General features: G+C 67.8%; 20 protein-coding genes. 15 read left to right on the top strand and 5 right to left on the bottom strand.

The window, feature by feature from the left end:
* Positions 1-5: 5 nt before the first annotated feature.
* From EJP67_RS22250 to EJP67_RS22235, 4 genes are read left to right on the top strand one after another with little or no spacing between them, the layout of a single operon-like run.
* Entirely contained in the window at positions 6-704 is a 699-nt protein-coding gene (locus EJP67_RS22250; protein WP_240650744.1) for a TetR/AcrR family transcriptional regulator, read from the top strand.
* On the top strand, positions 701-2,221 hold the full coding sequence (locus EJP67_RS22245) for an efflux transporter outer membrane subunit (RefSeq protein WP_126023889.1): 1,521 nt from the start codon (positions 701-703) through the stop codon (positions 2,219-2,221). The genes EJP67_RS22250 and EJP67_RS22245 overlap by 4 nt, the downstream gene beginning before the upstream one ends.
* Positions 2,218-3,426, top strand: a complete 1,209-nt coding sequence (locus EJP67_RS22240; RefSeq protein ID WP_126023888.1) for an efflux RND transporter periplasmic adaptor subunit — start codon at positions 2,218-2,220, stop codon at positions 3,424-3,426. Before EJP67_RS22245 ends, EJP67_RS22240 begins: the two co-directional genes overlap by 4 nt.
* A 20-nt stretch (positions 3,427-3,446) precedes the next feature.
* The gene (locus tag EJP67_RS22235) at positions 3,447-6,563 is read left to right on the top strand and encodes an efflux RND transporter permease subunit (protein WP_126023887.1); all 3,117 of its coding nucleotides are present in this window, start codon (positions 3,447-3,449) and stop codon (positions 6,561-6,563) included.
* Positions 6,564-6,648: 85 nt separating this feature from the next.
* Here the strand turns inward: EJP67_RS22235 and EJP67_RS22230 are convergent, their stop codons facing one another.
* From EJP67_RS22230 to EJP67_RS22220, 3 genes are all read right to left on the bottom strand, one after another.
* Complete coding sequence (locus EJP67_RS22230; protein WP_126023886.1) at positions 6,649-8,172, bottom strand: tripartite tricarboxylate transporter permease; 1,524 nt, start codon at positions 8,170-8,172, stop codon at positions 6,649-6,651.
* 1 nt (position 8,173) lies between these two features.
* Positions 8,174-8,710, bottom strand: coding sequence for a tripartite tricarboxylate transporter TctB family protein (locus EJP67_RS22225; RefSeq protein WP_126023885.1), 537 nt, complete (start codon positions 8,708-8,710; stop codon positions 8,174-8,176).
* A gap of 106 nt (positions 8,711-8,816) precedes the next feature.
* Positions 8,817-9,776 carry a Bug family tripartite tricarboxylate transporter substrate binding protein gene (locus EJP67_RS22220; protein WP_126023884.1) on the bottom strand — a complete coding sequence of 320 codons (960 nt, stop codon included), beginning with the start codon at positions 9,774-9,776 and terminating at the stop codon, positions 8,817-8,819.
* A 136-nt stretch (positions 9,777-9,912) separates the two neighbouring features.
* Here EJP67_RS22220 and EJP67_RS22215 point away from each other — a divergent pair, with 136 nt between their 5' ends.
* The 4 genes from EJP67_RS22215 to EJP67_RS22200 are packed head-to-tail and all read left to right on the top strand — an operon-like array spanning position 9,913 to position 13,351.
* The gene (locus EJP67_RS22215) at positions 9,913-10,596 is read left to right on the top strand and encodes a response regulator transcription factor (protein WP_126023883.1); all 684 of its coding nucleotides are present in this window, start codon (positions 9,913-9,915) and stop codon (positions 10,594-10,596) included.
* Entirely contained in the window at positions 10,593-12,035 is a 1,443-nt protein-coding gene (locus EJP67_RS22210; protein WP_126023882.1) for a sensor histidine kinase, read from the top strand. Before EJP67_RS22215 ends, EJP67_RS22210 begins: the two co-directional genes overlap by 4 nt.
* Positions 12,036-12,054: 19 nt before the next feature.
* Positions 12,055-12,492 (top strand): RNA-binding S4 domain-containing protein, encoded by a 438-nt coding sequence (locus EJP67_RS22205; RefSeq protein WP_126023881.1) that lies wholly within the window; start codon positions 12,055-12,057, stop codon positions 12,490-12,492.
* A gap of 52 nt (positions 12,493-12,544) precedes the next feature.
* Positions 12,545-13,351 carry a PPK2 family polyphosphate kinase gene (locus EJP67_RS22200; RefSeq protein ID WP_126023880.1) on the top strand — a complete coding sequence of 269 codons (807 nt, stop codon included), beginning with the start codon at positions 12,545-12,547 and terminating at the stop codon, positions 13,349-13,351.
* Positions 13,352-13,404: 53 nt separating this feature from the next.
* Here EJP67_RS22200 and EJP67_RS22195 read toward each other — a convergent pair whose 3' ends face one another.
* Complete coding sequence (locus EJP67_RS22195; protein ID WP_126023879.1) at positions 13,405-14,073, bottom strand: hypothetical protein; 669 nt, start codon at positions 14,071-14,073, stop codon at positions 13,405-13,407.
* A gap of 141 nt (positions 14,074-14,214) precedes the next feature.
* On the opposite strand from EJP67_RS22195, the gene EJP67_RS22190 reads away from it, so the two are divergent.
* Together EJP67_RS22190 and EJP67_RS22185 are read left to right on the top strand one after the other, a co-directional pair.
* Positions 14,215-14,559 carry a c-type cytochrome gene (locus tag EJP67_RS22190; protein WP_126023878.1) on the top strand — a complete coding sequence of 115 codons (345 nt, stop codon included), beginning with the start codon at positions 14,215-14,217 and terminating at the stop codon, positions 14,557-14,559.
* Positions 14,560-14,661: 102 nt separating this feature from the next.
* A complete protein-coding gene (locus EJP67_RS22185; protein ID WP_126023877.1) occupies positions 14,662-16,605 on the top strand; it encodes a sensor histidine kinase in 1,944 nt (647 codons plus the stop codon).
* Here the strand turns inward: EJP67_RS22185 and EJP67_RS22180 are convergent.
* Entirely contained in the window at positions 16,593-18,317 is a 1,725-nt protein-coding gene (locus tag EJP67_RS22180; protein ID WP_240650743.1) for an acyl-CoA dehydrogenase family protein, read from the bottom strand. The two genes, EJP67_RS22185 and EJP67_RS22180, sit on opposite strands and share 13 nt — an antisense overlap.
* Before the next feature lie 282 nt (positions 18,318-18,599).
* Here EJP67_RS22180 and EJP67_RS22175 point away from each other — a divergent pair, with 282 nt between their 5' ends.
* From EJP67_RS22175 to EJP67_RS22155, 5 genes are all read left to right on the top strand, one after another.
* The gene (locus tag EJP67_RS22175; RefSeq protein ID WP_126023875.1) at positions 18,600-19,439 is read left to right on the top strand and encodes an AraC family transcriptional regulator; all 840 of its coding nucleotides are present in this window, start codon (positions 18,600-18,602) and stop codon (positions 19,437-19,439) included.
* Between the two features lie 271 nt (positions 19,440-19,710).
* Positions 19,711-20,703, top strand: a complete 993-nt coding sequence (locus EJP67_RS22170; protein WP_126023874.1) for a class I SAM-dependent methyltransferase — start codon at positions 19,711-19,713, stop codon at positions 20,701-20,703.
* A gap of 67 nt (positions 20,704-20,770) precedes the next feature.
* Entirely contained in the window at positions 20,771-21,586 is an 816-nt protein-coding gene (locus EJP67_RS22165) for a hypothetical protein (protein ID WP_126023873.1), read from the top strand.
* Between the two features lie 35 nt (positions 21,587-21,621).
* The gene (locus tag EJP67_RS22160; RefSeq protein ID WP_126023872.1) at positions 21,622-21,927 is read left to right on the top strand and encodes a DUF1330 domain-containing protein; all 306 of its coding nucleotides are present in this window, start codon (positions 21,622-21,624) and stop codon (positions 21,925-21,927) included.
* Between the two features lie 97 nt (positions 21,928-22,024).
* Complete coding sequence (locus EJP67_RS22155) at positions 22,025-22,945, top strand: DMT family transporter (protein WP_126023871.1); 921 nt, start codon at positions 22,025-22,027, stop codon at positions 22,943-22,945.
* Positions 22,946-22,967: the final 22 nt, after the last annotated feature.

Genomic DNA, 22,967 nt, shown 5'->3' with positions numbered 1-22,967 from the left:
CGGTCATGAACGCGAGAGATCCGATCACCCAGGCACCTCGCCGCGCACCGCGCGCAGACGGTGCCGAGGCACGCCACCGGCTGCTCCACACTGCCCTGCGGCTGTTCGCGCAGAAGGGCTTCGCCAAGACTTCCACGCGCGAGATCGCCCGCGAGGCCGAGGTCAACATCTCGGCCATCAGCTACTACTTCGGCGACAAGGAAGGGCTCTACGCGGCCACCTTCAGCGAGCCGATGGGCGGCGACTCCAGCGACCTCGTCGCCGCCTGCAACGTCCCCGGCCAACCGCTCGAAGCCACGCTGCGCATGTGCATGGTGTCGATGATCGATCCGCTCAAGCAGGGCGAGATCGTGCGGCAGTGCATCCAGCTGCACATGCGCGAGATGCTGGAGCCCACGAGCCGCTGGGCCGAGGAGCTGGAGCGCGACATCAAGGGCCCGCACCGTGCCATCGCCGAGCTGCTGTGCCGCCACCTGAAGGTGGATCGGCCCGACGACGACATCCACCGCCTGACATTCGCGATCACCGGGCTGTCGATGCAGCTCTACGTGAGCCAGGATTTCATCGAGGCCATCCGCCCTTCGCTGCTGCGCACGCCGCGCGCCATCGACGCCTGGGCCGACCGCCTCACGGGCTATGCGCTGGCGCTGGTCGAGGCCGAGGCAGCGCGCCGCCGTGCCGAGAGAAAGCAGAAGAAACAATGAGAAAACTCCGATTCAAACTGACGGCCGCCGTGTGCCTCGGCATCGGCCTCTCCGGTTGCTCGCTCACGCGCCCGCCCGCGCAGGTCGAGGCGCCCGTGCCCACGCAATGGCACGCCCCCCTGCCCCATGGCGGCTCGCTGGCCTCGTTGGCGAACTGGTGGAGCCAGCTCGACGATCCGTTGCTGGTCGAACTCATCGCCGCCGCCGAGGCCGCGAGCCCGAACGTCGCGAGCGCCGCCGCGCGCGTGGCCGAGGCGCGCTTCACGCGCGTGCAGGCCGGCGCGGCGCTGCTGCCCAGCCTGGACGGCACCGCGTCGGCAAGCCGCGGGCCGGTGGGGCTTTCGAGCGGCGGCTCGGGCACGAGCAACGGTGGCGGTAGCAGCAGCAGCAGTCTTTCGTCCAGCACGCCGATCACCACGCTGCAGGCCGGCCTGCAATCGAAATGGGAGATCGACCTGTTCGGCCGCCTGCGCGCCGACCGCGACGCCGCCGAGGCCAAGCAGAGCAGCGCCAACGCCAAGTGGCACGACGCCCGCGTGGCGGTGGCGGCCGAGACGGCCAACGCCTATTTCGCCGAGCGCGCATGCCAGCAGCAGCTGCGCGTGTCCGAATCGGATGCACGCTCGCGCGCCGAGACCTCGCGGCTCACCGACTTGTCCGCCAAGGCCGGCTTCACCGCGCCCGCCGATGCGGCGCTCGCCCGCGCCAGCGCTTCCGACGCCTCGGGCCGGCTCACGCAGCAGCGCGCCCAGTGCGCGGTGCAGCGCAAGGGGCTGGTCTCGCTCAGCGGCATCGACGAAACCACGCTCGAGCAGAAGCTCGCGGCCGCGCCGGCACAGCGCCCGCTGCCCGCCGTGGGCAGCATCGCCAGCGTGCCGGCCGAGGCGATCTCGCAGCGCCCCGACGTGTACGCGGCCGAGCTGGGCGTGGCATCGGCCAGCGCCGACGTGGGCTCGGCCGAGGCGGAGCGCTATCCCAAGCTCACGGTGTCGGGCTCGATCGGCCGCTCGCAGTACCGCGTGAGCGGCGTGCACCAGTCGCTCGAAACCTGGACGGTGGGGCCGATCTCGCTGACCGTGCCGCTGCTCGACGGCGGCTCTCGCAAGGCCAACGCCGATGCAGCCAAGGCGCGCTATGCCGAGGCCGTGTCGCTCTACCGCGCCAATGTGCGGCAGGCGGTGCGCGAGGTCGAGGAGGCGCTGGTCAACCTCGACGCCACCAACGCCCGCACCACCGACGCGGACGCCGCGGTGAAGAACTACCAGGCCTCCTTCGATGCCACGCAGGCACGCTACAGCAGCGGCCTCGCGAGCCTGTTCGAGCTGGAGGATTCGCGCCGCACGCTGTTCGCGGCGCAGACCGCGCGCGTGTCGCTGCAGCGCGAGCGCACCGAGGCATGGGTGGCGCTGTACCGCTCGATGGGCGGCGGCTGGAATCGACAGACAGCCCCGAGCCCCTCTTCCGAATCGTCCTCAATGACCGCATCCCCGGCCGCCAAGGTCGCGACGTCGCCATGAAAACAATGAAGCGTTCCACTCTCGCCATTGCGCTGATCGCGCTGGTCGTCGCCATCGCGGCGATCTTCTTCATGATGGGCGGAAAGCCCTCGGACAAGGCCGGCGATCACGCCGCGGCTGCCAAGGGCAAGGACGGCGCCGCGTCGCCCAGGCCCGCGCTGACCGTCACCGTGGCCAGGCCCGAAGCCACCGAGCTGATGCTCACGCTCGCGGCCAACGGCAACGTGGCCGCGTGGCAGGAGGCCGTGGTCGGCTCCGAGTCCAACGGCCTGAAGCTGGCCGAGGTGCGCGTGAACGTGGGCGATACGGTGAAGAAGGGCCAGGTGCTCGCGGTGTTCTCGCCCGAGACGGTGCAGGCCGACATCGCGCAGGCGCGCGCCTCGCTGGCCGAGGCCCGCGCCACCGCAGCCGCCGCCGCCGGCAACGCCGCGCGCGCGCGCACGCTGCAGGCCACGGGCGCGCTGAGCCAGCAGCAGATCAACCAGTACCAGACCACCGAGCAGACCGCCAGGGCGCGCGTGGAGGCGGCCGAGGCCGTGCTGGCCGCGCAGCAGGTACGCGGGCGCAACACGCAGGTGCTGGCGCCCGACGACGGCGTGATCTCGGCGCGCACGGCCACCGTGGGCAGCGTGGTCGCGGCAGGCACCGAGCTGTTCCGGCTGATCCGCCAGGGCCGCCTCGAATGGCGCGCCGAGGTGACCTCGGCCGAGCTCAGCCGCGTCTCGGTCGGCACCACCGCCTTCGTGGTCAGCGCCAGCGGCGCGCAGGTGCGCGGCAAGGTGCGCAGCATCGCGCCCACGGTCGATCCGCAGACGCGCGCGGCGCTGGTGTATGTCGACCTGCCCAACGTGCAGCAGAACACCGGCGTCAAGGCCGGCATGTTCGCGCGCGGCGACTTCGAACTCGGCCGCAGCACGGCACCGACGGTGCCGCAGGCCGCCGTGGTGCCGCGCGACGGCTTCAACAACGTGTTCATCCTGAAGCCCGACAACAAGGTGGCGCAGATGAAGGTGCAGATCGGCCGGCGGCTGAACGACCGCATCGAGATCACCAGCGCGCTGCCCGAGGGCGCCCAGGTGGTGGTGCAGGGCGCGGGCTTCCTCAACGACGGCGACCTGGTGCGCGTGGTCGATGCGCCCTCGCCTCCTTCATCCGCCGCGGCCCAGCCCGCCAGGCCGGCGGCATCCGACGCTGCGGCGAAGTAAGCAATGCAAAGGACACGCCCATGAACGTTTCCGCCTGGTCCATACGCAACCCGATTCCGGCGGTGATGCTGTTCGTGCTGCTCACCTTCGGTGGGCTGCTGTCGTTCAACGCGATGAAGGTGCAGAACTTTCCGGACATCGACCTGCCGACCGTGACGGTCTCGGCCTCGCTGCCCGGCGCCGCGCCTTCGCAGCTGGAGACCGACGTCGCGCGCAAGCTCGAGAACTCCATCGCCACGGTGCAGGGCCTCAAGCACATCACGACCAAGGTGCAGGACGGCGCCGCCACGCTGATCGTCGAGTTCCGTCTCGAGAAGCCGGTGCAGGAGGCCGTGGACGACGTGCGCTCCGCGGTGCAGCGCGTGCGCGCCGACCTGCCGGCCGACGTGCGCGACCCTGTGGTCACCAAGCTCGACTTCGCGGCGCAGCCGGTGCTGGCCTTCACCATCGCCTCTTCGGCCATGGACGCCGAGGCGCTGAGCTGGTACGTCGACAACGACGTCACCAAGAAGCTGCTCGCGCTGCCCGGCGTGGGCGCGGTGAACCGCGTGGGTGGCGTCACGCGCCAGGTGCACATCGATCTCGACCCGTCCAGGCTGCAGGCGCTGGGCGCCTCGGCGGCCGACATCTCTCGCCAGCTGCGCCAGGTGCAGACCGAGAGCGCGGGCGGCCGCTTCGACCTGGGCGGCAGCGAGCAGCCGGTGCGCACCATGGCCACGGTGAAGTCGGCCGACCAGCTCGCCGACATGCAGATCGTGCTGAGCGACGGCCGCCGCATCCGCCTGGACCAGGTGGCGCGCGTGAGCGACACCATCGCCGAGCCGCGCGCAGCGGCCCTGCTCAACGGCAAGCCGGTGGTCGGCTTCGAAGTGGCCCGCAGCCGCGGCGCCAGCGAAGTCGAGGTGGGCCACGCGGTGATGAAGGCGCTGGCCGACATGCGCGCCGCGCGCCCCGACATCGAGCTGACCGAAGCCTTCAACTTCGTCGATCCGGTGGAAGAGGAATACAACGGCTCGCTGCACCTGCTGTACGAGGGCGCCATCCTCGCGGTGGTGGTGGTGTGGCTCTTCCTGCGCGACTGGCGCGCCACCTTCGTCTCGGCCATCGCGCTGCCGATGTCGGTGATTCCGGCCTTCATCGGCATGCACCTGCTGGGCTTCTCGGTGAACGTGATCTCGCTGCTGGCGCTGTCGCTGGTGGTCGGCATATTGGTGGACGACGCCATCGTGGAGGTCGAGAACATCGTGCGCCACCTGCGCATGGGCAAGACGCCCTACCAGGCGGCGATGGAGGCGGCCGACGAGATCGGGCTGGCGGTGATCGCCACCACCTTCACGCTGATCGCGGTGTTCCTGCCCACCGCCTTCATGAGCGGCGTGGCCGGCAAGTTCTTCAAGCAGTTCGGCTGGACGGCATCGCTGGCGGTGTTCGCCTCGCTGGTGGTCGCGCGGGTGCTCACGCCGATGATGGCGGCCTACATGCTCAAGCCGGTGATCGGCGCCGAGAAGGAGCCGGGCTGGCTGCGCTGGTACATGCGCGCGGTGGAGTGGAGCACGCACAACCGCTTCAAGACGATGGTGCTCGCCACCCTCTTCTTCTTCGGCTCGCTGGCGATGATCCCGCTGCTCAAGACGGGCTTCATTCCGCCCGACGACAACTCGCAGACGCAGATCTACCTGTCGCTGCCGCCTGGCTCCACGCTGGCGCAGACAACGGCCGCGGCGGAAGAAACGCGCAACCGCGTGATGAAGATCCGGCACGTGAAGAGCGTCTACACCACGGTGGCCGGCGGCAGCGCGGGCGGCGACCCGTTCGCGAACTTCGGCACGCCCGAGACGCGCAAGGCCACGCTCACCATCAAGCTCGACCCGCGCGGCGACCGGCCGCGCAAGCAGGTGATCGAGAACGAGATCCGAGCGGCGCTCGAAACCCTGCCCGGCGTGCGCAGCACTGTGGGCCTGGGCGGCTCGGGCGAGAAGTACATCCTGGCGCTCACGGGCGAGGACCCGGTGGCGCTGTCGAGCGCGGCCAGCGCGGTCGAGAAGGACCTGCGCACCATCCCCGGCCTGGGCAACATCACCTCCACCGCGAGCCTGATCCGCCCCGAGATCGCCGTACGACCCGACTTCGCGCGCGCCGCCGACCTGGGCGTGACCAGCGCCGCCATCGCCGAGACGCTGCGCGTGGCCACGCTGGGCGACTACGACCAGTCGCTGGCCAAGCTCAACCTCGCGCAGCGGCAGGTGCCCATCGTGGTGAAGCTGGAAGACTCGGCCCGCAAGGACATCGACCTGCTCGGGCGCCTGTCGGTGCCGGGCACGCGTGGGCCGGTCATGCTGAACCAGGTGGCCTCGCTGAGCATGGAAGGTGGCCCGGCCGTCATCGACCGCTACGACCGCTCGCGCAACGTGAACTTCGAGATCGAGCTCTCCGGCGTCGGCCTGGGCGACGCGAAGGACGCGGTGCAGAAGCTGCCCTCGATCCAGAAACTGCCGCCGGGAGTGCGCATCGCCGAAGTGGGCGACGCCGAAGTCATGACCGAACTCTTCGCGAGCTTCGGCCTGGCCATGCTCACCGGCGTGCTGTGCATCTACATCGTGCTGGTGCTGCTGTTCAAGGACTTCCTGCACCCGGTGACCATCCTGTGCGCGCTGCCGCTCGCGCTGGGCGGCGCCTTCGTGGGCCTGCTGATCGGGCAGAAGGCGCTGTCGATGCCCTCGCTGATCGGCCTGATCATGCTGATGGGCATCGCGACGAAGAACTCCATTCTTCTGGTGGAATACGCCATCGTGGCGCGCCGCGACCACGGCATGAACCGCTGGGACGCCCTGCGCGACGCCTGCCACAAGCGCGCCCGCCCCATCATCATGACGACGCTGGCCATGGGCGCGGGCATGCTGCCCATCGCGGTCGGCTTCGGCGCGGCCGACTCCAGCTTCCGCTCGCCGATGGCGATGGCGGTGATCGGCGGCCTCATCACCTCCACCGTGCTGAGCCTGCTGGTGGTGCCGGCAGTCTTCACCTACATCGACGACATCGAGCACTGGATCAAGCGCACCGTGCGCAAGTTGCGCGGTCAGCCGGCGGACCCGCACATCGACGACGATCTGGTCGAAACGCCCGCGCCTGGGCGGTAAGCAAAACCTTCCGGCACAAACAAAAAAGCTGCGGCAAATGCCGCAGCTTTTTTTTGGCCCGACCCCGGACGGGGCCCGGGAAGGATCAGGCGTCCATCTGCGCCAGCTTCGCCAGCTTGCGTTCGCTCATGCGCTTTGCCAGGCGCGGGAGGATGAGCACGGCCACCACGATGACGATCAGCACGATCGACATCGGGCGCTGGAAGAACACCGCCGCGCTGCCCTCGCCGATCGACATGGCGTTGCGCAGCTGCGCTTCGGCCAGCGGGCCGAGGATCATGCCGACAACCACCGGAGCGGTCGGGAAGTCGAAGCGGCGCATCACCACGCCCAGGATGCCGATGGCGTACAGCAGGAACAGGTCGAAAGCGCTCTGGCGCATGCCGTAGGCACCCACCGTCGCGAAGATCAGGATGCCGGCGTAGAGCTGGGGCTTCGGAATCTTCAGCAGCTTGACCCACAGGCCCACCATCGGCAGGTTCAGCACCAGCAGCATCACGTTGCCGATGTAGAGCGACGCGATCAGCGCCCACACCAGCGCGGCCGAGGTGGTGAAGAGCTGCGGCCCCGGCTGGATGCCGTAGTTCTGGAACGCGCCCAGCAGGATGGCGGTGGTGTTCGAGGTGGGAATGCCCAGCGTGAGCAGCGGGATCAGCGCGGCCGTCACCGTGGCGTTGTTGGCGGCCTCGGGGCCGGCCACGCCTTCGATGGCGCCGGAGGTGCCGAATTCGGCCTTGGCTTCCGCGTCCTTGGCCAGCTTCTTCTCGGTGGCGTAGCTCAGGAAGGTCGGGATCTCCGTGCCGCCGGCCGGAATGCAGCCGAAGGGCGTGCCGATGGCGGTGCCGCGCAGCCAGGCAGGAATGGAGCGCTTCCAGTCGCGCTTGGTCATGTGCACGCGGCTGAGCTTGTTCTGGCCCTCGACCACGCGGCCTTCGTACAGCACGGCGTACAGCACCTCGGCCACGGCGAACAGGCCCACGGCCACCAGCACGATCTCGATGCCGTCGAGCAACTCGGGGATGCCGCCGGTGTAGCGGCCCTGGCCCGAGATCTGGTCGAGGCCGATGCAGCCTGCCGCGAGGCCGACGAACAGCGCCGTCATGCCGCGCAGCGTGCTCTTGCCGAGCACCGCGCTCACGGTGGTGAAGGCCAGCAGCATCAGCAGGAAGTATTCCGGCGGGCCGAGCTTGACGGCGAAGTCGGCCACGAAGGGCGCGAACAGCGTGACGACGACGGTGGCGATGGTGCCGGCCACGAAGGAGCCGATGGCCGCCGTGGCGAGCGCCGCGCCTGCCCGGCCGCTCTTGGCCATCTTGTTGCCCTCCATCGCCGTCACCATGCTTGCGGTTTCGCCGGGTGTGTTCAGCAGGATGGAGGTGGTCGAGCCGCCGTACATGGCGCCGTAGTAGATGCCCGAGAAGAAGATCATCGAGGCCGTGATGTCGACCTTGCCGGTGATCGGCAGCAGCATGGCCACCGCCACGGCCGGGCCGATGCCGGGCAGCACGCCGACGGCCGTACCCAGGGCGCAGCCGACCAGGCACCAGAGGAGATTGACGGGGGTGATGGCGGCTGCGAAGCCGGCCATGAGGGCGTTGAAGATTTCCATGTCAAATCCACCCGGTGTTGGTGAGGCCAGGCAGGTTGATGGCCAGGAATTGCGTGAACATCCAGAACACGGGAGCGGAGATCACGGCGCCGGTGACCAGGTCGATGAGCCAGGTCCGCGGCGAATTGACACCGGCCTGCCCGCTCGCGCGGCGCAGCCCCTGCACGGCCAGCAGGTAGCACAGCGTGCAGCTCAGGATGAAGCCCAGCGTGGTGATGAGCGCCGCATTGAGCAGCAGCCCCGCCGACACCCAGATGAAGCCGGGCCAGTAGGCATGCTCGGCGCCCGAGGGTGCATCGAGCTCGCGGAAGCCGCCGGTGCGCGCCTCCCAGAGGATCCAGGCGCCGCACAGCGTGAGCACCACGGACACCAGCCAGGGCAGGAAATTGGGGCCGACGCCGCCGTAGCCGGCGTCGGAAGAAATGCCGATGGCGCCGAAGGCCAGCGCCACGCCGGTCAGCAGCACGCCGGCGCCGACCAGGGTTTGCGGCCACGTGGCCGCGGGTTGCGGCGGGGCCGAGGAGTCTGGAGTTGTCATTTTTTCTCCCGGGAATGTGGAGCTGGATTTGAAAACGGCACGCTGTCGTCTCTTGCGAGGACAGCGCGCCGTGGGGCGGGCCAGTAGCAGTGCAAGCGCCGCGGGGTCAGACCATGCCGGACTTCGTCATGATGGCCCGCAGGCTCGCGAAGTCGTCGTCGACGAACTTGGCGAAGGCATCGCCCGAGAGCACGGCCGGGGTCCAGTCGTTCTTCTTGAGCGATTCGGCCCACGAGGAGCTCTTCATGGCGGCCAGCACCATGTCGGTCAGTGCCTTGCGCTGCTCGGCCGAGATGCCGGGGGCGCCGTAGACGCCGCGCCAGTTGCCGATTTCCACGTCGATGCCCTGCTCCTTCAGCGTGGGCACGTTCACGCCCGGCAGGCGCTGGGCCGAGGTGACGGCGATGGGCTTCATCTTGCCGGCGGCGATGTATTCGGCGAACTCGCTGTAGCCGCTGCCGCCGACGGTGACGTTGCCGCCCAGGATGGCGGCGGTGGCCTCACCGCCCCCGCGGAAGGCGACGTAGTTGATCTTGGATGGGTCGGCGCCGACCTTCTGCGCGATCATGGCCGCGGCGATGTGCTCGGTGGAGCCGCGCGAACCGCCGCCCCACTTGACGCTGCCCGGGTCCTTCTTGAGCTGCTCGACCACGTCCTTCATGGTCTTGAACGGCGAGTTGGCCGGCAGCACGAACACGTTGTATTCGGTGGTCAGGCGCGCGATGGGCGTGGCCTGCGACAGGTTGACCGGCGGCTTGCCGGTGATGATGCCGCCCAGCATGACCGAGCCCATGACCATCAGCGCGTTGGCGTCGCCCTTGGAGCCGTTGACGAACTGGGCCAGGCCCAGCGCGCCGGCGGCGCCGCCCTTGTTGTCGTAGGTGACGGTGTCGGCCACCTTGGCGTCGGTCAGCGCCTTGCCCAGGGCACGGCCGGTGGTGTCCCAGCCGCCGCCCGGGTTGGCCGGGATCATCATCTTGACGTTGGCGGCCGCGCGAGCCGACAGTGGCAGGGCTCCGACGGCGGCCATGGCGGCCAGTGACTTCAGAAAGGTGTCGCGACGCATGCTGGGGTCTCCTGATTGGAAGGAACTTGAAAGGAAGCTGACTTTTAGCTGAGCGCTATCATGCGCCGCCCCGCTGTCAGTTGGCTGTCCGCCAGACTGGGGAAAACACCAAAGTACGCCCTCCCGACGCCAACGTATGAAGCTGCTGCTGGTCGAAGACGACCCCACGATGCAAATCACCCTGCAGCGCACCCTGGGACGCCGCCGCATCGACGTGCGCGTGTGCGGCGACGGCGCCGAGGCCGTCACGCAGTGGCGCGCCATCGAGCCCGACGTGGTCGCCCTCGACCTGAGCCTGCCCAACCTCGACGGCCTGCAGGTGCTGGCCCAGGCCCGCGCCGAGGGCCTGCGCACGCCGGTGCTGCTGCTGACGGCGCGCGGCACGGTGGGCGACCGCATCGTCGGCCTGAACGCCGGCGCCGACGACTACCTGCCCAAGCCCTTCGACCTCGACGAGTTGGAAGCCCGCATCCGCGCGCTGCGCCGGCGCAGCCACGGCGTTGCCGGACAGGACGCGGGGCTGAACCCGCAGGAGATCGGTGGGCTGCGTTTCGAGCCCGACAACGGCGCCATCTACAACCGCGCCGAGCTGCTCGAGCTCACCCCGCGCGAACTGGCCCTGCTGAAGGCGCTGATGATGAAGCCCGGCCACGCCGTGACCAAGGAGCGCCTCTTCGAGCTGGTGTTTCCGGGCGAGACCGACGTGCAGTACGAGGCCATCGAGGTGGTGGTGTACCGGCTGCGCAAGAAGCTGGTGGGCACCGGCGCCGTGCTGATGACGATGCGCGGCCTGGGCTACCTGCTGCGACCCGAGGCATGACCCGCATCTCCTCGCTTCGCGCGCGGCTGCTGCTCGGCATCCTCGCGCCGGTGGCGGTGTTCATCGTGATCAACAGCGTGAGCCTGTACCGTCAGAGCCTGGCGGCCGCCACCACGGCCTACGACCGCACGCTGCTGGCGTCGGCCAAGACCATCGGCGAGCAGCTCGACGTGGAGGGCTACGACGACATGGCGCGGCTGCGCGCCATCGTGCCGTACTCCGCGCTGGAGGCCTTCGAGGCCGACAACCGCAGCCGGCTCTTCTACCGGGTCTCGGCGCTCGACGGCGAGATGATCTCGGGCTTTGCCGAGCTGCCCTTCTGGCACGGCCGCATTCCGGACCGGGGCGCGTATTCGGCGCTGGTCGACTTCTACGACGCGCAGTTCCGCAACCAGCCGGTGCGCGTGGCGGTGCTGCTGCAGCCGGTGGCCAGCGCCACCGGCCGCGGCATGGCCGTGGTGCAGGTGGCCGAGACGCTGGAGCTGCGCGAAACGCTGGTGCGCAAGCTGCTCATCGACACGCTGTGGCGCCAGCTGCTGCTGATGGGTGTGATCGCGCTGGTCACGGTGTTCGTGGTGCAGCGCGCCACGCGGCCGGTTCGCGAGCTGGGCGAAGCCATCGAGCGGCGCCAGGCCGACGACCTCTCGCCCATCGACGCGCCCGACGCGCCGCGCGAATTGCGCCCGCTGATCGATGCCACCACCCAGGTCATGGGCCGGCTGCAGCGGCTGCTGGACCACCAGAAGCGCTTCGTGCGCGACAGCGCCCACCAGCTGCGAACGCCGCTGGCGGTGCTCAAGGCGCAGGTGCAGTCCGCCCAGCGCGGCGATGTGGCGCCCGGGCAGGCGCTGGACGAGATCAGCGGCACCGTCGACCGCGCGACCATGCTGGCCAACCAGATGCTGTCGCTCGCCAAGGTGGAACAACTGCGGCAGCAGCCGGAATCGGTGACGCTGGACTTCGGCGAGGTGGCGCGCAACATCGCGCTCGACCTCTCGCCGCTGGTGGCCGACAAGGCGCTCGACTTCGAGCTCGCCATCGACGAGCCCGTGCCGGTGCGCGCCCACCAGTGGATGCTGCAGGAGCTCACGCGCAACCTGCTGCACAACGCGATCAAGCAGAGCCCGCCGGGCGCCGCGCTGTCGGTGGCGGTGCGCCCCGAAGGCGCCGACGCGGTGCTGGTGGTGCGAGACGGCGGCCCCGGCATCTCGCCCGAGCTGCGCCAGCGCCTCTTCGCGCCCTTCGCGGCGGGCAGCACCTCCAGCGGATCGGGGCTGGGGCTGGCGATCTGCCGCGAGATCGTGCTGGCGCTGGGCGGGCGCATCAGCCTGGACAACCGCACCGACCCCGACGGCAGCGGACGGGTCGTCGGGCTGGACGCCGTCGTGCACCTTCCGCTCGCGTCGCCGCAGAAGGCGCTGTCGCGGCAAAATGCCTGACCTCCACTCCTCGACTTTCATGGACCGTCTGCGCATCGACAAATGGCTCTGGGCCGCCCGCTTCTTCAAGACGCGCTCGCTGGCCGCGGAGGAAATCGGCAAGAACCGCGTGCAGGTGAACGGAGACATCGCCAAGGCCTCGCGCGAAGTGAAGGCGGGCGACACCGTCGCCATGCGAATGGGCCCGCTGACACGGACGGTGACGGTGCGCGGCCTCAGCGGCCAGCGCGGGCCGGCGCCGGTGGCGCAGCAGCTCTATGAAGAAACAGCCGAGAGCCTGGCGGCGCAGGCCGCCTTTCGCGAGATGCGCCGCGCGGGCATCGAGCCGGCCCTGGCCATCGAACAGGGCCGCCCCACCAAGCGCGACCGGCGCGAGCTCGACGGCGCGGTGCGCCAGCATGCCGAATGGGACAACCGCTGGAGCGCATCGCTGCCCGCGGACGACGAGGAGTCCTGACCGATCGCTTACGCTGTGGGCTTCGTTGTTCTTCACCACGGAGTCCCGCTACATGGCCAGCTTCAAGAAATACCGCGTAGGCGGCAAGTTCAAGCTCTCCCACATCGACCCCGACGACACGCCCTTCTGCGAGGGCGACGAGAACGCGCAGCGCACCGAGCTCGATGCCCTCGCCGTGGAACTCGACGAACTGCAGGACCTGCTGAACGCCGAGGGCAAGCGCAAGCTGCTGCTGGTGCTGCAGGGTATGGACACCAGCGGCAAGGACGGCACCGTGCGCTGGGTGTTCTCGCGCACCTCGCCGCTGGGCGTGCGCGTGACGGCCTTCAAGGCGCCCACCGTGGACGAACGAGCGCGCGACTACCTCTGGCGCTGCCACGCGGTGGTGCCGCGCACCGGCGAAATCATGGTGTGGAACCGCAGCCACTACGAAGACGTGCTGGTGCCCGTGGTCGAGGGATGGATCGACAAGGCCGAGGCGAAGCGCCGCTACGCGCAGATCAACGACTTCGAACGCCTGCTCACCGAAACCGGCACGGTGGTGGTCAAGTGCATGCTGCACATCGACAAGGACGAGCAGCGCGAGCGCCTGCAGGCGCGCATCGACACGCCCGGCAAGCAATGGAAGTTCAGCATGGACGACCTGGAGGTTCGCACCAAGTGGAGCGCCTACCAGCAGGCCTACCAGAACGCGCTGGTCGCCACCTCGACCGATCACGCGCCGTGGCACGTGGTGCCCGCCAACAGCAAGCGTCACCGCAACGTGATGATCGCGCAGCTGCTGGTGAAGACGATGCGGCAGATGAAGCTCAAGCCGCCGCCGCCGGATCCTGCCCTTAAGGGAATGATCGTCAAGTAGGAAGAAAAACGGGCCCGCATCGCGGGCCCGTTTCTTCATCAAGCCGCAGGATTTCAGGACCGGCGCATTGCCGCCTGCGCCAGCACGCGGCACTTGCCGAACTCGCAGCGCACCGCCCAGGTTCCGCCGTTGTCGCAAGGCACGTTGTAGGTTTCGTAGCCGGGACCCTTGGCCGTGAGCTCGGCGCGCGGCTGCAGGTTGCAGCGGCCGGCCTTGGCCAGCGTTTCGACGTTGTAGGTGTCGACGCCGGTGCGGCGCGGCTTGACGATCACGCCCGGGTCGAAGGTGTTGCCGTAGAAGGTGTCGCGCACGTTCGGGTCGAGGTTGCGGTAGCCGCGCTTGGCCATGCAATGCACGATGGCGATCTGCTGGTGCTCGGCGATCAGCTCCGAACTGGGGCGGCCGTTCCAGTCGATGATGGCCGCGGTGATGCCGGTGTACGACGCCGCGGCGACGATGCCCTGCCCGTGCACGGTGATCAGGCCCAGGCCCAGCGCGCCCCACATGGCGTCGCCGGTTTCGCTGCGTGCGGTGATGCGGTTGGCGGCGGTGCGGCACTCGGCCACGTCGTTGTCGTAGCGCACCTTGTCCACGCCTTCCATGGCCACCATCGGCACATAGGAGGTGCCCCTGCCCGTTCCGGGTTCGGTGGGGGTGGTCGGAGCGCTGGCGCAACCGGCCAGGGCCACGGCGGCAAACGCAATGCTCAGCAACAGCTTCATGCAATCCCTCGTCTTCTTCGCGATAGTTGCGCGGATTTAACCATACATATAGTTACTCTTGAATCTTCTTGTCGTGAATGCACGACGGCCGACCCCATGGAAGCGGCATGCGACGATGCTTGGCACAGGCACCTCCCACAAATGACGATCCAGACTCCCGGCAAGCTCCTTCTCCCTTTCCTCACCGGCTGCGTGATGGCCATTCACTCCCTTTGTGCCGCGGCGCAGACGCCTGCCGACCTGGCCCGCAGGAACGCCTGCATGGCCTGCCACGGCCTGGTGCACAAGCAGGTCGGCCCGGGTTTCGCGCAGATCGCCGAGCGCTATCGAGGCGACGCCGAGGCGGCCGCCCGGCTGGCCGGAAAGATCCGCGACGGCAGCGTGGGCACCTGGGGCCGCGTGATCATGCCCAGGCAGCCCCAGGTCTCGCAGGCCGATGCGCAGTTGCTGTCGCAGTGGATCCTGTCGCAGCCCACACCGCGCTGAGGCCCATCGGGGGGTGCGGCCTCGCCCGATCGGTAACAAAGTGAGAAAATAGGTTACATAAACCTCCACGCCGGCTTCGGCCGCGGCACTTTCCAGCATCCCTTGAACTACCGCCCCGCACCCTTCTTCGCCAACGTGGTGCTCGTTCTCTCGATCGCACTGCTGGGCATCATCGGCGCCTACCTGGTCGGGGCAACCGGCGTGCGGCAGACCGACGCGCTGCTGCACATGACGCACGCCGACTGGCAGGTCGAGGACGCGTCGGGCTACACCGCGCCGCCCCTCAGGCAGGACGGCAGTGCCCTGCCGCACGACTGGAAGAAGGTCGAGCTGCCGCTGGCCCTGCCCATCGCGCTTTTGAGCCAGGCCGAAAACACTTCCACCAGCACCACCCGCACCACCTGGATCAGGCTCGGCACCCGCGGCCTGCCGGCCAGTTCCGGCCCGCTGGCGCTGTACGGCGCGCGCATCAAGACCGACGGCACCATCGCCGTCTATGCCGACGGCCACCTCGTCCACCGCGCGCAGCAGTCGGGCCCGCTGTGGAACAGCACCCGCACGCCGCTGTGGGTGCCGCTCGACGACCACGGCGCCGCCGGCAACGCCCCGCCCGCCGAGATCCTCCTGCGCCTGGAGCACACGCGCAGCGCCCAGGTGGCGCTATCCTCGCTGTGGATCGGCCCGGTCGACGCGCTCAGGGGCCGCCACGGCATGCGCCAGTGGCTGCAGCAGGAACTGCCCGCGATGCTGGGCGCGGCCTTCATGGCGGTGGGCGTGTTCGCCCTCTTCGTCTGGTTCAGGCGCCGCGACGAGACCGGCTACCTGCTCTTCTTCAATCTCTCGGCCACTTCCTTCATGCGGGGGCTGCACTTCTACGTGAGCCTGCCGGTGCTCAACGACTGGTTCGCGTGGCTGACCGTCAACTCGCTCTTCTGGCTGGTGATGGTCGTGCACTTCTTCCTGCGCCAGCTGCATGGGCGGCAGCTCGTGTGGCTCACCCGCGGCGTGGTCGCGACGACGGCGGCCATCGGCATCGTCACGATCCCCGGCCTCGCCATCGTGCAGAACACGCCGCAGGTCACGCCGCTGATCTACGCGGTGGCCGCGATGATGGGCACCGCCGTGTGCCTCGTGGGCGGCGTCAGCGCATGGCGCCGCTCCAACGAGGGCCGGCTGGTGGCGGTCGGCATCGGCATCTGCGTGCTGCTCGGCGTGACCGACTGGCTGCTGCAGAACAACTTCATCAGCCCCGAAGGCTGGTATCTCGGCGCTTACACCAACGCCGTCACCTTCAGCGTGTTCGGCGTGCTGATGTACCGCCGCTACGTGCACGCCATCGGCGAAGTAGAGGAGCTCAACGCGAGCCTCGCGCACCGCCTGCAGGCGCGCGAGGCCGAGCTCGAACTCAGCCACCGCCGCCTGCGCGAAGTCGAGCGCCTGCAGACCATCAGCGACGAGCGCCAGCGGCTGATGCAGGACATGCACGACGGGCTGGGCTCCTCTCTGATCAGCGCCATCCGCTCGGTCGAGGGCGGCGGCATGAGCGACGACAGGGTCTCGCAGATCCTCAAGAGCTGCCTGGACGACCTGAAGCTCACGCTCGATTCGCTGGAGCCCATCGAGGCCGACCTGCTCCTGCTGCTGGCCACCCTGCGCTACCGGCTCGAACCACGCCTCGAAGGCACCGGGGTCTCGCTGCGCTGGGAAGTGCAGGAACTGCCCGCGCTGGAGTGGCTGGACCCGTCGAGCGCGCTGCACATCCTGCGCATCGTGCAGGAGAGCATCTCGAACATCCTTCGCCACACGCGCGCGACAGAGATCCGCGTCGGAACCTCGCTCGACGGCGCGGGCGTGCGCGTGACCATCGAGGACAACGGACAGGGCTTCGACGTCGACAAGGCCATGGCCTCGTCATCGGGCCGGGGCCTGCAGAACCAGCGCCGGCGCGCTCGCTCGATCCACGGCACCGTGAGCTGGGAAGCGCTCTCGACGGGAACGCGCTTCGTGCTGTGGCTGCCGCTGCGGCGGCAGGCTCAGGCGGCCTGACGGACGGCAGCGACTTCCGCGCGCGAGACGATCCCGCGCAGATCCGCTCCGGCGGCCAGAGTGCCCATCACTCCAGCGTGCCGACCACCAAGGCGCGATTCGATGAAGCGCTGCACGGTCGCGCCATCGCTGTGCTTGCACATCTCGCTCGCCTGCAGCGCGAGCGCCATGCGCGTCACGAGCGCGCGGGCGTTGCCTTCGTCGATCGCACCCGCAGCAAGGTCGTCACGCAGGCTCGCGATGAACTTCGCGTGCGCCGCATTGCCCGCCGCTTCCGGCACCGAGACCTCGTCGAGGAAGACTTCGAGCGAGCCCTTCTCGCGTCCGAGCGCACGCACCACGTCCATGCACATCATGTTCGTCGTGCCTTCCCAGATCGAGTTGAGCGGCGCTTCGCGATAGAGGCGCGCGATGGGGTTCTCCATGATGAAGCCGTTGCCGCCATGGACCTGCAGCGCCTCGTAGACGAAGTACGTTGCGCGTTGGCAGTTCCAGTACTTCACCACCGGCGTCGCCACGCGCGCCAGAAGCCGCTCGCGCTCATTCGTCGCCATGCCGTCGGTGGCGCGCGCCACGCGCATCGCCGAGAGCATCGCGGCTTCGCTTTCGAGCGCGAGGTCCGCCAGCACATTGGTCTGCATGGGCAGGTCGGCCATGCGGCGGCCGAAGCCGTCGCGCGTCGATGCGTGGCCGATCGCCAGCGTCAGCGCCTGCCGCATCAGGCCGGCCGAGCCGACCGCGAAGTCCAGCCGCGTCAGGTGCGCGTGCGAGAGGATCTCGCGGATGCCGCGGCCCTCCTCGCCCACCAGCATCGCCCAGGTCCTGTTGAACTCGACCTCGCTCGATGCGTTGGAGCGGTTGCCGCACTTGTCCTTCAGGCGCTGCACCGCGACGCGGTTGGCGCTGCCGTCGGGCAAGAAGCGCGGCACGAAGAGGCAGCTCACGCCCGACTTCGTCTGGGCGAGCGTGTAGAAGCCGTCGGAGGTGGGCACCGAGAAGAACCACTTGTGGCCGGTGACGCTGTAGACCTGCACGCCGTTCTTCTCGGTTCCGACGAAGGTGGCGGTGGTCTGCGTCTGGCGCAGGTCGGAGCCGCCCTGCTTCTCGGTCATGGCGTAGCCGATCACCGCGCCCGTTTTCTGAGAAAGCGGAACGCGGCGCGGGTCGTACTTGCCGGAGAGCGTCTTCTCTCTCCACTGCGCGAACTCCGGCCTGCCTTCGAAGCCGGCGCACGCGGCGTACGCCATGCCGGTGGGGCAGCCGGTGCCGTTCTCGACCTGGTTCCACAGGTAGCTGAGCACGGCCCGCGCGAAGTGGCCCGAGCCTTCGCTGGTGGTCCACGCAAGGCCGGGCACGCCATGCGCGAAGGCCAGGCTCATGAGCTGGTGCCATGCGGGATGGAACTCGACCCAGTCGAGGCGGTTGCCGAAGCGGTCGTGCGTGCGCAACTGCGGGTTGTGCTCGTTGGCCAGTCGCGCGAGGTCCTGCACCTGCTCGTCGCCTGCGAGTGCACCGACGGCCGTCGCATGCGGAATGCTCCACGGTGCATGACGCTCGACGAGCTCCCGTAGCGCCACGTCGCCGGTGAATGCGTTGTGGCCGATGCATGGCTCGGCCTGGTTGAATACCTTGTGCGTTTCGACGCCCGTTTCGACGCCATTGGCGAGCGAAAACTGGAACGCCAGTTCGGTGCTCTCGAGAGGCATGTTCATGAAGGTCTCCAATGAGTGGCGGCAAGGTGGCTGCGCCGCGGAGCATGGTGAATCATTCCTCGCCGTTCGTGAACCTGATCTTTCCCGGGGCCCTTTCGTGAGCCGCCGAATGGCACAGCCTTTGCTTGACCGGGACGCCGAGGCCGGAGGCTTCCCGCTTCCACCAAGATCGCGCTGTAATCACCGGAACAAGGCGGCCTTGCTCACCATTCAGGTGCCATCGATCGGCTGGACGACGCTGGATGGATGCGTGGCAATCGCCGATGCAAACGGAGGTTTTCGTTGGCCAAGCTGGACCCTCTGAACACGTCGCGCTACTGGCATGCGCCCGGCCTGCCGGGCATGGACATGCTGCACGCGGACTTCACCACGCACGAGTACGCGCCTCACGTGCACCACTCCTTCGTGATCGCCGTCACCGAAGTCGGCGGCGCGGAGTTCAAGAGCCGCGGCCGCACCGGCGCGGCACACCAGCAGGCGCTGCTGGTCTTCAACCCGGCCGAGCCGCACTCGGGGCGCATGGGCGGCAGCCCGCGCTGGCGCTACCGCTCCTTCTACCTGGCCGACCCGGGCATCCGGCACCTGATGACGACGCTGGGCATGGACCAGGCCCGCTACTTCGACTCGAACGTCTATTGCGACGAGGAACTGATCGGCTGCTTCCTCGAACTGCATCGCGCCTTCGATGAGGACGGCGGCCAGTGCGATCCGCTGCGGCAGCAGGAGCTCTTCGTGCACACCTTCGGCACGCTCTTCCAGCGGCATGCGCAGCAGGGGCACCGCGTGCTGCCGGTGCCCGCCGACACCAGCGTGCTCGCGCCTGTGCTGGAGTTGCTGCGCGACGCCTTCGCCGAACGGCTGACGCTGGAAGCAATGGCCGAGGCCGCGGACCTCACGCCCTTCCAGCTGATCGGTGCGTTCAACCGCGCGATCGGCCTGACGCCGCACATGTACCTCACGCAGCTGCGGCTCAGGGCGGCGATCAGCCATCTCACCGCGGGCAGGCCGCTCATCGAGGCCGCCGTGGCGAGCGGCTTCTACGACCAGAGCGCCCTCACCCGGCATTTCAAGCGCACCTTCGGGATGACGCCGCTCCAGTACGTCCGCGCACGGATCAACTGACGCGCCGGCGCTCTTTCCGGGCGCTTCTTTCCGCATCTTTTTTTCTCGCCGGCTCTCGCGGAATGCACCGCGCAGGGCCGGCTTTGCCGCGTGCGCGCCGCAATAGAAACCTTCTTCTGAATTCGGCCGAATCTCTTTTTGCCGCAATCACCCGGCGCCGCAATTTTTACCAATACGGCCTTCTGCACGCTGTCTATCGTGCAACCAAATGGCCTCGGCTATTGCGAAGTAATCAGTTGGTTTTCAATGGCGTTTAACAAACAGGTGCCCCATGCAAAACGTTGATCGCGGTATTACTGGCTCTTCCCTCGCAGGCTCCGCAATCCTGCTCGAAATCGGTGCGGAGTACGGAGTCATCGAATTTCTCCAGAATTCGGAGGTCGTGGACGCCGCGGCGGCGTCGCGATCCTGCGGAATAAAGGAGTCGGTGATCTCCGCCTATCTCGACTCCCTGAGCAAGGCGGGAATCATCGAAGTGCTGAGCCCCACGGCTCCTGCCACCTACAAGGTCGGCAGCAACTTCGAGGAGCTGATCAACGAGGTCGGCTACCTCTCGTGGGCACTGCGCGCCTGCGCGCCCCTGATCAACAACGCGAAGGAGTTCTCGGAGCACAACGAGGAGGCGCAGGCCAAGTACCCGCGCAGCGGCGGGCTGGTGGCGCGCACCTCGAAGTGGATGGGCGAGAAGTCCTTCTATCCGCAGCCCGAGAACGCCATCGTCGCGATGGCACCAAGGAAAATCGTGGATCTTGGATCGGGCTCCGGCGGCTTCCTGATCCGCATGCTGCGCAAGATCCCGGGCTCCACCGGCGTGGGCATCGACCTGAGCGCGTCGGCCACCGAGCAGGCCGTGAACGCGGCCTCCGACGCCGGCATGAGCGACCGGCTCCAGTTCGTGACGGCCCCCATCCAGGTGCTGGTGGAAGACGCGTCGCTGATCAAGGACGCCGACATCATCCACGCGGGCTTCGTGATGCACGACCTTCTTCCGGCGGAAGAGGAAACGCTCGACGCATTGCTGCGCGCCTGCTGCACCCACGCGATCAAGGGCACGCTGATCATCGTCGACGCAATTCCGGTGGCCCAGTCGAATTGGGAAAAGCCGTTCGCCGCGGCATTCAACCACCTGCACAACCATTTCATGTCCAGAAGGCTCCTGAGCGAGGAGGAATGGACTGAAAAGCTTTTCCGCGCGGGATTCTCGAACGTGCGGATCGAGGTACTCGACCACCCTGGAGGGCGCATGTTGATGGCAAGCAAGTAAGCACACCACCGTTAATCGAATTCTCCCCTTGGCATTTTTTTCAACCCACTGTGATTAGGAGCAAGAAATGAGCGTAACCATTTCCGATCTGGTTGATAGAGTCAAAAGTCACCGGTGCTATTCACACCCGATTTTCAAGAATTGGGCAAGGGTGGAACCGGAACCACCCGTCGTCGGTGCCCTGTTCCACCAGATCCAGAGCTTCTGCGCCTCGACGCGTCCGGGCTGGAGCTTTCCCGACGCGCTGAAGAAGCACGGCCTGCACAAGCAGAGCGAGCTGCTCGAGGAGATCGTCGAGAGCGAATCGGGCCACGGCCCCGAACTCGCGACGATGGCGGGCTTCATCGTCAACCAGTCGGCCGAGGCGCCGGTGTTCGCCGACCTCTACAACCAGGAGAAGGTCGAGGCGAAGCTCAAGGCCTTCTCCGACCAGCTGCTCGGCTCCCTGCCCGGCTACGACATGGAGACCGGCCTGACCACGCAGGTGCGCAAGGCCATCGGCGTTTTCGATCACCGCAAGCTGACGGACATCGAGAACACCTACCGCAACCTGGGCACCACGCTGGCGCTCGAGATGATCTCCAACCAGCAGCTGATTCCGGGCGAGAAGTACTGCCTGGTCGACAGCGGCATCTACAACGCCGACCTGGAGAAGCCCGAGATGCACTACCTGCTGGAACACTGGGGCGAAGTCGGCGCCGAACAGCATCACGAGCAGAACGCGCGCACCGCGGTCGAGCTGGCGCTGAAGACGGAATACGCCCACCTCGTCATCGAAGGCGCGGACGACTTCCTCGACTCGCTGACCGGCCTGTGGGACGTGCTGGACGCGGCGCTGCTGCAATCCGGCGTCGCGACGCAGAAGAAGGTCGCCTACGTCTGACGGCACGAGCGGCCGAGCCTCCACGGGAACGCCAGATGGTCGCCTATCTGATCGGCCGGATGTCCATCGTGAATCCGGACCAGTACAACCAATACAAGCAACTCACGCCCGGCATCGTCGAGAAGTTCGGCGGCAGGTTCCTGACGCGGGGAGGCGAGCGCATGCACCTGGAAGGCGCTCACGACGACAGGCGAGTGGTTCTCGTGGAGTTCAAGACCGCGGACGCGGCGAGGAAGTTCTACGAGTCGCCCGAATACACCCACGCAAGAGGGTTGCGAAAGGACGCCGCGGTCGACATGCAGCTCATGGTGATCGAGGGGTTCGAGGAGCCGCCGGCCTAGCCGGGCAGATCTTCGGCACCACGTCCTCTTCCTGAAGATTCATTCACAACAAATCGCCCGATACGACCGATGGAGACTCGGTCGTGTCATACCGAACATGACGACAACCATTGCCCTGCCGGCTGCTTCGAAGAGCAGCTTCTTCTCATTCGTCGCGCTACTACTGGGCGCGGCGGCGTTGGCGCTGGGCGGCGTTTTCCTGCGCCACAGCGAGCTACCGCCGACCGCGAGCGCCGTCTACCGGGTTGCGCTGGCAATCCCGATCTTCTTCCTGCTCGACATGCTCGCGGCGAGGTCCGAGCCGGTACCCGCGGGGGCACAGCAAGCCGGCCAGCAACCCACGCCGCGCATTCCCTTCAAGCTCATCCTCGTTGGCTTCATCTTCTCGGGCAACCTCGCGCTGTATCACTGGTCGATGACGCTGACCACGCTGGCCAACTCCAACCTGCTCGCGAATCTCGCTCCCATCTTCGTGGTGCTCGGCTCCAACATCTTTCTCGGAAAGAGGTTCAAGCGGGGCTTCCTGTTCGGCATGCTGTTCGCGCTGACCGGCGCGTTCATCCTCATAGGCCACCGGCTCGACTTCGGCTCGAACTACATGGCCGGCAACCTGCTCGGCCTGCTGACCGCCGTGTTCTACGGCTCCTACCTGCTGGCGGTGAGCCTCGTGCGCTCGAACTACCGGACCATGACCGTCATGGCCTGGAGCAGCGTGGGCACGTTCATCATCCTTTTGCCGATCACGCTGCTGCGCGGCGAGTCGCTGGTGCCGCACACGATGCATGGCGTGCTGATGCTGGTGGCGCTGGCGGTGGTGTCGCACGTGGGCGGCCAGGGCCTCATCGCCTATGCGCTGGCCAAGCTGCCGGCGGCCATGTCGTCGATCACCCTGCTGATACAGCCCGTCATCGCGACCGTGTTCGGCGCGTACCTGTTCCACGAGTACCTGAGCGCCACCGAATTCGTCGGGGCCGTGGTCATCCTGGCCGGCATCGTGACGGCCAGGCGTTTCTCCTGAGCAAGAAGCAACCCGCAAGAAA

Origin of the sequence: Variovorax guangxiensis, from assembly GCF_003952165.1 — a bacterium.
GTDB lineage: Bacteria > Pseudomonadota > Gammaproteobacteria > Burkholderiales > Burkholderiaceae_C > Variovorax > Variovorax guangxiensis.
This window is presented reverse-complemented; position numbering and strand designations above follow the sequence as displayed.